The following is an 11,957-nucleotide window of genomic DNA, read 5'->3' as shown; positions in this document are numbered from 1 at the left end:
CGCCCACCAACGCGACAAAGGCAATAAGAGCCACAAACCAAGCAGGATGGATCCTGTACGTCTTCTGCACGTGATCAATACTCGGCGTCCGCACCCGATCAGACGAGTGGCCGGAAGGCCATCATGCGCAAGAATTGGGCCATGCGCAAACATGTGGTCGCCATCCTGGTGCTGGAACATGTCGTCCCGTTCGACCTCGGCACCGCGACCCAGATCTTCCGGGCCGCCCGCGATGCCGGCGAGCAGCGCCTCTACGACGTACGCGTCTGCGGTCCCGGCCCGGTCCGCAGCACCTCGGGCTTCACCGTCGTGCCCGACCACGGCCTCGAGGAGCTGGCGACCGCCGACACCATCGTCGTGCCGGGCGTCGACGGCGGAAGCACGGTGACCGACGGCACGCTGCGGCCGGATGTCAGGGCGGCCCTGCTCGATGCCGCCGAGCGCGGCGCCCGGATCGTCTCGATCTGCACCGGCGCGTCGGTGCTGGCCGCGGCGGGCCTGCTCGACGGCCGCCCGGCCGCCACCCACTGGGCCTGGGCCGATTGCATCCCGGCGCTGTATCCGCAGGTCAAGTGGAACCTCGACGTGCTGTTCGTGGACGACGGCAGCATCCTCACCTCGGCCGGGGTCGGCGCCGGCATCGACCTCTGCCTGCACATCGTGCGCAGCGACCACGGCGCCGAGGTGGCCAACCGGGCGGCCCGCCGCTGCGTGGTGCCGCCGTTCCGGGAGGGCGGCCAGGCGCAGTACATCGAGCGCCCGGTGCCGCACAGCGCGGGCTCGGGCACCGAGCCGACCCGGGCCTGGACGCTCGACCGCCTGGCCGAGCCGGTCTCCCTGGAAGACATGGCGGCGCACGCCCGGATGAGCGTGCGCACATTCACCCGGCGCTTCCGGGAGGAGACCGGGATGAGCCCGCGGCAGTGGCTGCTGCGCCAGCGGGTCACGCACGCTCAACTTCTGCTGGAGTCGACCGATCTGGGGGTCGACACGGTGGCCCGGCGCTCGGGCCTGGGCAGCGCCACGGCGCTACGGCAGCACCTCCAGGCCACGATCGGCGTCGCGCCGAGCGCGTACCGGAAGACATTCCGGCAGCCGCTGCAATCTGTCTCATAGCCCCTCAGCTCGGCGGACGTTTGTCCGATCGTCTGGGTCATGGACCAGACCTTCCGCCCGTTGCTCGACGCGCTCAAGCAGATCGGCGTCGATGCGCATGCCGTGGACGCGGCGGCGGACGAGGCCCAGCGCAGTGGCCGGTCGGTGCGCGCCGTCCTGATCAACGACAATGTCGTCACCGAGGAGCAGCTGACCGCCGCGGCCGCGAAGGCCTTCGGCATCAACACGCTCGACCTGGCCGGTTTCACCCCCGACCCGCAGGCGCTCAAGCGCATCCCGCTGCCGGTGGTGCTGCGGCACCGCGTGCTCGGCCTGTCGATGGCCGACGGCGAGCTCACGGTCGGCGTGACCGACCCGGGCGACGTGGTCGCGCTCGACGACGTCCGCGCGGCAACCGGCATGACCGTACGCCCGGTGGTGGTGGCCCGCTCCGAGGTCCGCCGGATCATCGAGAAGCTCCAGCGCGAGTCCAGCGATCTCGGCGAGCTCGCCGAGGGCGAGCAGGACGACCAGGCCGGGATGGCCGCCCAGGCCACCAGCGTCGACGACGCGCCGATCGTGCGCTACGTGAACAACCTGATCGAGCAGGCCGTCCAGAACCGCGCCTCCGACCTGCACCTCGAGCCGACCGAGGACGACATGCGGGTGCGCTACCGGATCGACGGCGTGCTGCACGAGGTCGACGTGGTGCCGCGCGGTGTCATGGCGGCCCTCACCTCCCGCATCAAGATCATGTCGGGCGTCGACATCACCGAGAAGCGCGTGCCGCAGAACGGCCGCATCACGGCGCTGATCCGCGACCGCCCGGTCGACCTGCGTACCGCCACGCTGCCGACGGTGTGGGGCGAGAAGATCGTGCTCCGGGTGCTCGACACCGGCGGCATCGACCTCGACATGAACAAGCTGGGCTTCACCCAGCACAACCTCGACCGCTTCGCCGAGTCGTTCACCAAGCCGCACGGAATGGTCCTGGTCACCGGCCCCACCGGGTCCGGAAAATCCACGACCCTGTACGCGACGCTGGGCCGGATCAGCAAGCCGGAGATCAACGTGATCACGGTCGAGGACCCGGTCGAGTACCGCCTGCGCGGAGTCAACCAGGTGCAGGTCAACGCGAAGGCCGGCCTGACCTTCGCGGCGGTGCTGCCGGCCATCCTGCGGTCCGACCCCGACGTGGTGCTGATCGGTGAGATCCGGGACTCGAACACCGCCCAGATCGCGGTCGAGGCGTCGCTCACCGGCCACCTCGTGCTCTCCACGCTGCACACCAACGACGCGCCCGGCGCGGTCACCCGTCTCACCGAGATGGGCATCGAGCCGTTCCTGGTCGGGTCGTCGCTGGACTGCGTGCTGGCCCAGCGGCTCTCCCGGCGGCTGTGCGACTGGTGCAAGGAGGCGTACCGGCCGACCGAGGAGGAGCTGGTCGGCGCCCGGTGGCCGTTCGACGACCTGACCGTGCCGGAGGCGCTCTACCGGCCGGTGGGCTGCCGGAACTGCGCCAACACCGGCTATCGCGGCCGGCTGGCGATCCACGAGGTCATGCCGATCTCGCCGGAGATCGAGTCGCTGACCATCCGCCGGGCCTCCTCCAACGAGATCCGCGAGGTGGCCCTCGACCAGGGCATGTACGACCTGCGGGCGGACGGGCTGGCCAAGGCGGCGGGCGGCCTCACATCCGTGCGCGAGATCTCCCGCGTCGCCATCTAAGGCAGGCCCAGCTAAGCAAATCCCGAAATCGTCCGATAGGGGAGCTGATGTACACGACCGACCAGCAGGTGCCGCACCAGACGGCGCCGGTCGAGCCGCCCGCGTCCGCGCAGGGCGACCTCGCCGTGCTCAACCAGATGCTCGTCACGCTCGTCGAGTCGGGCGGCTCCGACCTGCACCTGACCGTCGGCACCCCGCCGATGATCCGGGTGAACGGCTCGCTGCGGCAGCTGCCGGGATACGGCAACCTCAACTCGGCCGACACCGCGCTGCTGGCCCGCGCGGCGGTCTCGCCGGCGCAGTGGCAGACCTTCCAGGACTGCCAGGAGCTGGACTTCGCGCACAGCATCGTGGGCGTCTCCCGCTTCCGCGGCAACCTGTACGTGCAGCGCAACTCGTGCGGCGCGGTCTTCCGGGCCATCCCCCACAAGATCAAGCCGCTGGACGAGCTGGGCATGCCGGCCTCGGTGGCCCGTTTCGCCCACCTCCCCCGCGGCCTGGTGCTGGTCACCGGCCCCACCGGCTCCGGCAAGACCACGACGCTCGCGTCGATCCTGGACCTCGCCAACCGCAGCCGCGCCTCGCACATCATCACCATCGAGGACCCCATCGAGTTCCTCCACCCGCACAAGCGCAGCGTGGTGAACCAGCGCGAGGTCGGCTCGGACACCGAGGACTTCGCCAGCGCGCTCAAGCACGCGCTGCGGCAGGACCCGGACATCATCCTGGTCGGCGAGCTCCGCGACCTGGAGACCACGGCGACCGCGCTGACCGCGGCCGAGACCGGTCACCTGGTGCTGGCCACCCTGCACACGCAGAGCGCCACCCAGACCATCGACCGCGTCATCGACATCTTCCCGCCGCATCAGCAGCTCCAGATCCGCGCGCAGCTGGCCGCCTCGCTGCAGGGTGTGGTCACGCAGGCGCTGGCGCCCACCGCGGACGGCAAGGGCCGGGCGGTGATCGCCGAGATCCTCACCGCCACCCCGGCCATCAGGAGCCTGATCCGGGAGGGCAAGTCGCACCAGATCCCCTCGTTCATGCAGGCCGGTGGCTCCGAGGGCATGCTCGCCTTCGACCAGGACCTGGCCGAGAAGGTCCGGGAGGGGAAGGTCGCCCTCCAGGTCGCTCTCGAGCTCTGCCACTCGCAGGAGGAACTCAAGCGATTGATCGGCCGGATGTGATGCCATGCCCGTGACCAAGACGTTCCACTACAGCAGCATCGACGCCACCGGACGCAAGTCCAAGGGCACGGTGGAGGCGCCCAACGAGGCGGCCGCCACCCAGATGCTGCGGCAACGTGGCGAGGTGCCGCTCGAGGTGAGCGGCGCCGGCCAGGGTCTCAACAAGGAGTTGAAGATCCCGGGCCTGGGCGGCCGGACGAAGATGAAGGACCTCGCCATCTTCGCCCGGCAGTTCGCGACGATGACCTCGTCCGGCATGTCGCTGCTGCGGTCGCTGGCGATCCTCGAGGAGCAGACCTCGGCGGCGTCGCTCAAAGTGGCGATCGGCGAGACGCGTACGGATGTGGCCGGTGGTCTCTCGCTCTCGGCCGCGATGGCCAAGCACGACAAGATCTTCCCGCGCCTGATGATCGCGATGGTCCGGGCCGGCGAGACCGGCGGCATGATCGACCGCGCGCTCGAGCAGATCGCGGACAGCCTGGAGAAGGACACCGCGCTCCGCGGCAAGATCAAGAGCGCGCTCACCTATCCGGCGATCGTGCTCGGCTTCACGTTCGTGCTGATCGCGGCCGTCCTGATCTTCATCGTCCCGATCTTCGAGTCGATGTTCAAAAGCCTCGGCGGCGAGCTGCCGGCGATCACCCAGTTCCTCGTCGACGCCAGCCACAACATGTGGTGGATCGGCCCGCTGATCGTGATCCTGATGGTCGGCGGCTCGGTCGGCTACAAGCGGCAGATGCGGGCGAGCGCCGACTTCCGGCTCGCCGTCGACAAACTGAAGATCCGCATGCCGGTCTTCGGCCCGCTGCTCCAGAAACTCGCGATCGCCCGGTTCTCCCGCAACCTCGGCCTGCTGCTCAACGTCGGCGTGCCGGTGATGCAGGCGCTCGCCGTGGTCGGCGAGACCACCGGCAACGAGGTCATCAACATCGCGATGAAGGACGTCCAGGGCGCCGTACGCGACGGCCAGCCCATGTCGTCCGCCATGCGGCACCACAAGATCTTTCCCGAGATGGTCACCCAGATGATCGAAGTCGGGGAAGAAAGCGGTCAGATCAGTCAGATGCTCGACAAAGTTGCCGATTTCTACGACAGGGAAGTCGACAGCGCCGCCGAATCCCTGACCGCTTCCATCGAACCGATCATGGTGCTCGTCATGGGCGCCGTGGTCGGCGGGATGGTGGTCTGTCTGTACCTCCCGATGTTCACCATCTACCAGAACATCCAGAGCAACTGAAGCTCAAGTACCGCCGCGGACGACCGATCTGAGGTCGACCCTGCAACACCCCTTCCCTGCCCCACCCCCACAGCCTCGGAGGCACCCCCAATGCACGAGACCATCAACCGGCTCCGCGCCAAGAAGGGCGACGAGGGCTTCACCCTCATCGAGCTCCTCGTCGTCGTCGTCATCATCGGCGTCCTGGTCGCGATCGCCGTCCCGGTCTACCTGAACTACCGCAAGGGCGCGGCCGACAAGTCGGCCCAGAGCGACGTGCGCGGCGCGGTCAGCGCGATCGAGCAGTTCTACACGGACAACGGCAACACCTACCCGGCGCCGACCGCCGCCAACGTCAAGAAGGTGGCCAAGAGCTTCAGCCTCAAGGACGGCTCGACCACCGCGTCGACCGACCAGAGCGGCTGGGTCACCCTGTCCGACAAGACCACGATGACCTACGTCCTCGAGCCCACGAAGAAGCTCTCCTACCTCGTCTGCGCCACCAACGACGGCGGCAGCGACAAGGTCTATGTGTACGACAGCGCCAAGGGCGGCTCCGTCACGGCGGTGGCCGGCGCCAGCATGGACACCTGTCAGTGACGATCGGCTGAAGCATGACCCGGGCGGCGCTCCACCGCGCCACCCGGACAGCCCACCACCAGCCCGAGGAGGTCGAAATGCCGCAGCCCATGCTGCTCGGTGTGATCGCCCTGCTCGGGCTGGCGGTCGGTTCGTTCCTGAACGTCGTGATCTACCGGCTGCCGCGTAACGAGTCGCTGTCGCGGCCGGGCTCGCACTGTCCGCACTGCGGCAACGCGGTCCGCAACCGGCACAACGTCCCGGTCCTCGGCTGGCTGATCCTGCGCGGCAAGTGCGCGGACTGCGCGGCGCCGATCAGCGCGCGTTATCCCCTGGTCGAGGCCGGCACCGCCGTCCTGTTCGTGGCGGTGGCCGCGAAGTTCGGCTGGTCCTGGGAGCTCCCGGCCTACCTCTACCTGGCCGCCATCGCGATCGCGCTGGCCGCTATCGACATCGACCTCAAGCGCCTGCCCGACAAGATCGTCCTCCCCTCGTACGCGATCGCCCCGCTCCTGCTGATCCCGGCGGTGATCGCCGAGCACAGCTGGGGCGCCGTCGTCCGCGGCCTGATCGCGGCCGTCCTGCTCTACGCCGGCTACTGGGTCCTCGCGGTGCTGCCCAAGGGCATGGGCTGGGGCGACGTGAAGCTCGCCCCGCTGCTCGGCTTCTACCTCGGCTGGCTCGGCTGGGGCTCGGTGATCGTCGGCGCGTTCGCGGGCTTCCTGCTCGGCGGCCTCGTCGGCGTACTGCTCCTGGCCGCGCGTGCGGCCACTCGTAAGAGCCGCATCCCGTTCGGCCCGTACATGCTGGCCGGCGCCTTCCTCGCGGTCTTCGCGGCGGCGCCGATCGTCAGCTGGTACACGGGCCTGATCACACCCACCGCCTGAACGAAGGGACGCGCAGATGGCCGGAGTCATCCCGATCGGGCTGGACATCGGCTCGTCCTCGATCCGCGCCGTCGAGGTCCGCCGCAACAAGGACGGGTTCGCGCTCAACAACTTCGGCCAGATGCCGCTGCCGCCGGGCACCGTGACCGGCGGGGTGGTGCAGGACCCGGTGGCGATCACCGGACTGCTCAAGCAGCTTTGGGCGGCGTGCAAGTTCGGCACCAAGCGGGTCAGCATCGGCGTCACCCACCCGCAGCTGGTGGTGCGCGAGATGTCGGTCGCCAACCTGCCGGCCAAGGAGCTGAAGCAGGCGCTGCCGTTCCAGGTCAAGGACGCGCTGCCGCTCGCGGTCGAGAAGGCGGTGCTCGACTTCTACCCGCTCGAGGAGCCGGGCAGCAACCCGACGGTGCGCGGGCTCCTGATCGCCATGCCGAAGGAGGCCGTGCTCACCGCGGTCGAGGCCGCGCAGAAGGCCGGGCTGCACGTGGTCGGGGTCGACCTCGCGTCGTTTGCTCTGCTGCGCTCCGCCTCCCGGCTCGACGCCCAGGTCGAGGCCATCGTCGACATCGGCTCGGACGTCACCAGCGTGGTCGTGCACGCCGACGGCGAACCACTCATCGTCCGGACCGTGCCGCGCGGCGGCACCGAGATCACCAGCTCGATCGCCACCCGGCTGGGCGTTCCGCAGCAGGAGGCCGAGGCGATCAAATGCCACTACGGCCTGCACGGCGACGGCGACCCGGTCACCGTCGACGCCGCCACCGAGGCGGTCCGGCCGCTGGCCAGCGAGCTGCGCAGCTCGTTCACGTACCTCGCCTCGGGCGAGCGGCAGAAACAGGTCACGCGGCTCGCGCTCTGCGGCGGCAGCGCGCTGATGCCCGGCCTCGCCGAGCACCTGCAGCAGCAGTTGGGCATCACCGTGATGTACGCCGACAGCGCCAGCCGGCTGCGTGACACCCGCAAGGGCCGCGAGCGCGGGTTCGACAGTTTCGTGCCGTCGGCCGCCGTGTCGATCGGCCTGACCCTGGGAGCGGCAGCCTGATGAGCAACAGCACCACGGCCCTCATGCCGCTCGATCCCGCGGTCTCCCCGGAGCACGTCAACCGGGTCCTGCCGATCCGGGCGAACCTGCTGCCCCCGGAGATCATGGCCGGCCGCAATGCCCGCCGCACCCGGGTCGTGCTCGCCGGCGCGGTCGCCGTGGTCGCCGTGCTCCTCGGCGGGTGGTACTGGCACGCCGACAAGCAGCGCGATCTGGTCAACGACGATCTCGCCTCGGTCACCGGGCAGGTCGACGTGATCCGCAAGGAGACGCGCTCGCAGAAATACACGAAGGTCACCGACGCGATCGAGACCCGGGACCAGATCGCCGCCGATCTCAAGAGCGCGCTCGCCAAGGACCTGCCCTGGCAGACGCTGCTGGATTCGCTGCGCAGCACGGCCGCCGCCAAGGGTGTGACCCTCTCGACCCTCTCCGGCGCACTGGACGCGGACAACTCCGGCGCCACCAGCACCGACACGGTCGGCACGCTGACGATCACGGGCGATGCCAAGGACAAACCCACCATTGCCGGTTTCGTCGACGCGGTCGCCAAGGTGAACGGCATGACCGACGTCTACCTCACCTCGGCGACCCAGAAGGATGGGACCAGCTGGACGTACACCCTCACCGCGAGCATCAAGACCACCTTCCTTTGCGGCCGGTACAGCGCCAAGACCTGCGGAGGTAAATGATGGGTATCCGTCGCACCGACCGACTGTGGATGCTCGGCGGCCTGGCCGGGATCATCGTTATCGTCGTGGTCGCGTACCTCCTGGCGATCAAACCGATCAACGCCGACCGGGACGACAAACAGGCTCAGATCGACGACCAGGAGCTGGCCCTGGTCACCCTCAAACATCAGCTCACCGACCTGCAGGCCAAGGCGAAGAACCTCCCGTCCTACACGGCGCAGCTCAACGCCAAGACGGCGGCCATGCCCGCCTCGTACGACATTCCCAACTATTTGCGCGCGCTGCAGACCTCGGGCACCGCCGCGGGCGTCGTGGTCAGCGGCGTCAGCGTCGGCGTCCCGGCGAAGGTCGATGGCACGGACGGTGTCATCTCGGTGCCGATCACGCTCATCGCCACCGGCCCGCCGGCCGACCTCAGCAAGTTCTTCAACCGCCTGCAGAACGTGCAGAGCCGCGCCGTCCTGGTCAATTCGATCAACCTCAGCAGCGGCGACGCGACCGACATGGCGGCCACGGTGGCACTCCTCGCCTTCTGCCGCTCGAGTGCCACCTGCACGGCGGCCTACTAGGCCTCTTCCGGGCTCCCGTCAGCTGACGCGCCAGACCGTGGTGTCTCCGGTCAGGGTGGGGCAGACCAGATAGCCGCCGTCCTGCTGGCAGCGGAACGAGGCCACGTGCGTCATCGAGCCGGCCGTGCGCAGGTCGCCGGTCGCCTCGTCGGGGATCGACACCCAGGTGCGGATGCCCTCGGTGCGCAGGATCAAGCGACCCAGCTGGCGGCTGTGCCCGAGCGGGTGCAGGACCCGGCCGGTGCCGGCGTCGATCAGGGCCGCCTTGGCGTCCTCCTGGTTGTCGTACGCGAACAAGCGCCCGGCGTCGTACCGGTAGGCGATCCCCCACGACGGCTGCTCCCACCGCACTCCGCCGCCGGCCGGGTCCACCGCCGTCACCCAGCGGGTGTCCGCCACGCAGAGCACGGCCCCGCAGTCCGACACGATGCCGACCGGGCCGCCCTCGGTGCGCCACAGGGCGGTCAGCGGCCGCACCGAATACGCGGTCAGCGACGCCCGCCCGCGCACCCGCCGCGACAGGTAGAGGCGGTCGCCGACCACGCTGACCGAGGTCGCGTTGGCCGGCACCGACCGGTCGCCGCCCTGCTCGTAGATCAGGCCGAGGTCGCCGCGGGAGAGCACGCTGCCGTCCGCGTACGAGAGCACGACCACGTCGCCGGAGTTGCCCACCGCGACGATCCACGACGAGCCGCCGTGGTATAGCTCGTCCGGGCCCAGGAAGCCCGCCGGCTCGACCTCCCGGGTCCAGACCGTGCGGCCCGTGACGGAGTCGATCAGGCGCAACGCGCTCGTGCCGTTCACCCCCGACTGGGTGAGCACGCCGCCCCGGCCCAGCGCCAGCACGGCCGTGTCGGGGGAATCCTGGAACCACAGCTGACGGCCCGAAGCGGCGTCCAGGGCGGTCAGCCGCTGCTGCTCGGCGCCGGACAGCACGAGCACGATCCGGCCGGCGTCGTCGGTCCACAGGGTCTGCACGGCCTGGTCGAACGGCCGCGTCCAGCGGGTGTCGCCGGCGGGCAGGTCGTAACGGCGTACGAAAGTGGGGGTCGACAGAAACAGCGACCCGGCACCCAGCTCGACCGCCGTGACCGGCTCGGACACCGACAGCACGGGCGTCAGCCCGGGTGGCGGCACGACCGAGCCGCCCAACGCGAGCAGCGCGACGACCAGCACCGCGAGCACTCTCGCCCGGCGCGGCCGCAGGGCGGCTCCGGTCGTCTCGCCACCCGGGGGCGGGCGGTCGAGATCGATCAGCGGGACCTCGGCGACCATGGGTTCAGCATGCACGGCGAGTGCCCGCGTCGGCATCCGGTAACCGTGAGTACTCTGCCCGTATGTCTTATGCGGTCCCACCGACCCGCACCGCGGCCGTGGTCCGGCAACTGCGCAACGAGATAGTGACCGGCGAGCTCCCTCCGGGCACGCTGATCAAGGACGCCGAGCTGGCGTCGCGGCTCGGTGTCAGCATCACCCCGGTGCGCGAGGCCATCGCCCAGCTCTCCGTCGAGGGCCTGATCGACATCGCGCCCAACCGCACCCGCCACGTCACGCGCGTGACGCAGAAGAACGCGCTCGAGCTGATCGACGTGATGAGCGTGCTGGCCTGCGCCGGTTTCGAGTGGGGCGTGGACAACCTCACCGAGACCCACATCGACCTGCTGCGCCAGCGGCAGAAGGAGTTCGTCGAGGCCCTGCGCGCCGGCAACGTGCTCGCCGCCGGTGCGGCCGGCGCCGACTTCAGCACCATCGTGATCCTCGCCAGCGGCAACCGCGAGCTCCAGTCCATGGTGGACCTCGTGGTCGCGCGCACCATGCGGATCCTCGCGATGACCGCCGAGAGCGGCCTGTGGGACATCTGGATCGAGGGGCACGACGCGATCATCGACCTCCTCGAAGCCGGAAACACCCAGGGCGCGCTGGCGCGGTACCGGCAGATCTACGTCGATTACCGGGACCGGGTCGAGCGGGAGCTCTTCGACGACCTCTAGCGCTTGATGATCTGCTCCACCCCCTCGATCGCCGGGGTGCGCACGGCGAAATGCGTGATGCCCCAGCGGCGCTCGATCTCGCCGAGCTTGGCGACGATCTCGTCGAGCGTGCCGGCGAAGACGTAGGGCGCCGCGATCAGGTCGGACTCGTCCTCTTTCATCTCCTCCGCCCATTTCGCGTAGGCGGCGCCCGCGTCGTCGGTCACCTCGAAGCGCTGCACCAGCGCCTCGGCCGGGGTGTCGCCGCAGATCTCGACCTGCGCGTCGATCTGGTCCTGACGCCAGCGCGTCTCGTGCATGTGACCGTCCTCGAGGGTGCGGCCGAGGCCGGAGAGCCCGATGCGGTCGACGTTGCCCGCGGCGGCCCAGCGCAGCAGCCGGGTGTTGCCGCCGCCGAACAGGATCGGGACGTGCTCCTGGACCGGGCGCGGCTTTTCCAGCTCGCGGTCGAGCAGCGCCCGCGTGCGCTCGGTGACCTCGATGCAGTGCTCGACCCGGCCGCGCACATCGGGACGCTCGCGGCCGACCGCCGCCCACTCGGCGGGGGTGTGCCCGGCGCCGATGCCGAGGAACGCCCGGCCGCCGGAGACGACGTCGAGCGTGGCGACATCGGAGGCGAGCAGGATCGGCTCGCGAACGCCGGCGTTCGACACGTACGACCCTAGTTTGATCTTTGTGGTCACGGCGGCCGCCGCGGCGAGCGCCACGAAGGGCGAGGCGCACGCGCCGGGGTGGTCGGCCGCCTGGATGGCCTCGAAGCCGATCGCCTCGGCCCGGCGGGCGAGATCGAGCCACTCGGCGGCGGTGGTCGGCTGGGCTTGGAGCGAGAACGTCACCATCGGCCGATCCTCGCCGATGCCGCTCGCCCGGGCCCAGCTCTTCTGCCATCAGCAGATGACGCACCCGGGCCGCAACCAAGATCTCGTTCATCGGCACCCGTCCGCGGTCGATCAGCCGGACAGCCGACCGAGAGG

At 69.8% G+C, this 11,957-nt stretch carries 12 protein-coding genes; 10 read left to right on the top strand and 2 right to left on the bottom strand.

The window, feature by feature from the left end; translation table 11 throughout:
- Positions 1-141: 141 nt before the first annotated feature.
- The 9 genes from ACQPZX_RS05600 (at position 142) to pilO (ending at position 8,992) form a co-directional block, all read left to right on the top strand.
- On the top strand, positions 142-1,116 hold the full coding sequence (locus ACQPZX_RS05600; protein WP_433375261.1) for a GlxA family transcriptional regulator: 975 nt from the start codon (positions 142-144) through the stop codon (positions 1,114-1,116).
- A gap of 39 nt (positions 1,117-1,155) precedes the next feature.
- Positions 1,156-2,823 (top strand): GspE/PulE family protein, encoded by a 1,668-nt coding sequence (locus tag ACQPZX_RS05595; protein ID WP_433375258.1) that lies wholly within the window; start codon positions 1,156-1,158, stop codon positions 2,821-2,823.
- A gap of 47 nt (positions 2,824-2,870) precedes the next feature.
- On the top strand, positions 2,871-4,007 hold the full coding sequence (locus tag ACQPZX_RS05590; protein ID WP_433375255.1) for a type IV pilus twitching motility protein PilT: 1,137 nt from the start codon (positions 2,871-2,873) through the stop codon (positions 4,005-4,007).
- Between the two features lie 4 nt (positions 4,008-4,011).
- The gene (locus ACQPZX_RS05585; RefSeq protein ID WP_433375252.1) at positions 4,012-5,244 is read left to right on the top strand and encodes a type II secretion system F family protein; all 1,233 of its coding nucleotides are present in this window, start codon (positions 4,012-4,014) and stop codon (positions 5,242-5,244) included.
- 90 nt (positions 5,245-5,334) lie between these two features.
- Positions 5,335-5,823, top strand: coding sequence for a type II secretion system protein (locus tag ACQPZX_RS05580; protein WP_433375249.1), 489 nt, complete (start codon positions 5,335-5,337; stop codon positions 5,821-5,823).
- A 77-nt stretch (positions 5,824-5,900) separates the two neighbouring features.
- Positions 5,901-6,689 carry a prepilin peptidase gene (locus ACQPZX_RS05575; protein ID WP_433375246.1) on the top strand — a complete coding sequence of 263 codons (789 nt, stop codon included), beginning with the start codon at positions 5,901-5,903 and terminating at the stop codon, positions 6,687-6,689.
- Positions 6,690-6,705: 16 nt separating this feature from the next.
- Positions 6,706-7,731: a type IV pilus assembly protein PilM gene (gene pilM / locus ACQPZX_RS05570; RefSeq protein ID WP_433375243.1), complete on the top strand. Its 1,026-nt coding sequence runs from the start codon at positions 6,706-6,708 to the stop codon at positions 7,729-7,731.
- Positions 7,731-8,423, top strand: a complete 693-nt coding sequence (locus tag ACQPZX_RS05565; protein ID WP_433375240.1) for a PilN domain-containing protein — start codon at positions 7,731-7,733, stop codon at positions 8,421-8,423. Before pilM ends, ACQPZX_RS05565 begins: the two co-directional genes overlap by 1 nt.
- Positions 8,423-8,992, top strand: a complete 570-nt coding sequence (gene pilO, locus ACQPZX_RS05560) for a type 4a pilus biogenesis protein PilO (RefSeq protein WP_433375238.1) — start codon at positions 8,423-8,425, stop codon at positions 8,990-8,992. The genes ACQPZX_RS05565 and pilO overlap by 1 nt, the downstream gene beginning before the upstream one ends.
- Positions 8,993-9,010: 18 nt before the next feature.
- Here pilO and ACQPZX_RS05555 read toward each other — a convergent pair whose 3' ends face one another.
- Complete coding sequence (locus ACQPZX_RS05555; RefSeq protein ID WP_433375236.1) at positions 9,011-10,267, bottom strand: PQQ-binding-like beta-propeller repeat protein; 1,257 nt, start codon at positions 10,265-10,267, stop codon at positions 9,011-9,013.
- A gap of 62 nt (positions 10,268-10,329) precedes the next feature.
- Here ACQPZX_RS05555 and ACQPZX_RS05550 point away from each other — a divergent pair, with 62 nt between their 5' ends.
- Entirely contained in the window at positions 10,330-10,983 is a 654-nt protein-coding gene (locus ACQPZX_RS05550) for a GntR family transcriptional regulator (RefSeq protein WP_433375233.1), read from the top strand.
- On the opposite strand, the gene ACQPZX_RS05545 is transcribed toward ACQPZX_RS05550, so the two are convergent.
- Complete coding sequence (locus ACQPZX_RS05545; protein ID WP_433375231.1) at positions 10,980-11,822, bottom strand: LLM class flavin-dependent oxidoreductase; 843 nt, start codon at positions 11,820-11,822, stop codon at positions 10,980-10,982. The genes ACQPZX_RS05550 and ACQPZX_RS05545 overlap by 4 nt on opposite strands.
- Positions 11,823-11,957 lie beyond the last annotated feature (135 nt).

The sequence above is a fragment of the Actinoplanes sp. CA-142083 genome, assembly GCF_050942195.1.
Classification (GTDB): Bacteria; Actinomycetota; Actinomycetes; order Mycobacteriales; family Micromonosporaceae; genus Actinoplanes.
This window is presented reverse-complemented; position numbering and strand designations above follow the sequence as displayed.

Excerpts from the sequence above, each read along its gene's own strand:
- ACQPZX_RS05575 (WP_433375246.1), top strand. The coding sequence starts at position 5,901 with ATGCCGCAGCCCATGCTGCTCGGTGTGATCGCCCTGCTCGGGCTGGCG.
- pilM (WP_433375243.1), top strand. The coding sequence starts at position 6,706 with ATGGCCGGAGTCATCCCGATCGGGCTGGACATCGGCTCGTCCTCGATC.
- ACQPZX_RS05595 (WP_433375258.1), top strand. The coding sequence starts at position 1,156 with ATGGACCAGACCTTCCGCCCGTTGCTCGACGCGCTCAAGCAGATCGGC.
- ACQPZX_RS05585 (WP_433375252.1), top strand. The coding sequence starts at position 4,012 with ATGCCCGTGACCAAGACGTTCCACTACAGCAGCATCGACGCCACCGGA.
- ACQPZX_RS05555 (WP_433375236.1), bottom strand. The coding sequence starts at position 10,267 with ATGGTCGCCGAGGTCCCGCTGATCGATCTCGACCGCCCGCCCCCGGGT.
- ACQPZX_RS05545 (WP_433375231.1), bottom strand. The coding sequence starts at position 11,822 with ATGGTGACGTTCTCGCTCCAAGCCCAGCCGACCACCGCCGCCGAGTGG.
- ACQPZX_RS05550 (WP_433375233.1), top strand. The coding sequence starts at position 10,330 with ATGTCTTATGCGGTCCCACCGACCCGCACCGCGGCCGTGGTCCGGCAA.
- ACQPZX_RS05565 (WP_433375240.1), top strand. The coding sequence starts at position 7,731 with ATGAGCAACAGCACCACGGCCCTCATGCCGCTCGATCCCGCGGTCTCC.
- ACQPZX_RS05580 (WP_433375249.1), top strand. The coding sequence starts at position 5,335 with ATGCACGAGACCATCAACCGGCTCCGCGCCAAGAAGGGCGACGAGGGC.
- pilO (WP_433375238.1), top strand. The coding sequence starts at position 8,423 with ATGGGTATCCGTCGCACCGACCGACTGTGGATGCTCGGCGGCCTGGCC.
- ACQPZX_RS05590 (WP_433375255.1), top strand. The coding sequence starts at position 2,871 with ATGTACACGACCGACCAGCAGGTGCCGCACCAGACGGCGCCGGTCGAG.
- ACQPZX_RS05600 (WP_433375261.1), top strand. The coding sequence starts at position 142 with ATGCGCAAACATGTGGTCGCCATCCTGGTGCTGGAACATGTCGTCCCG.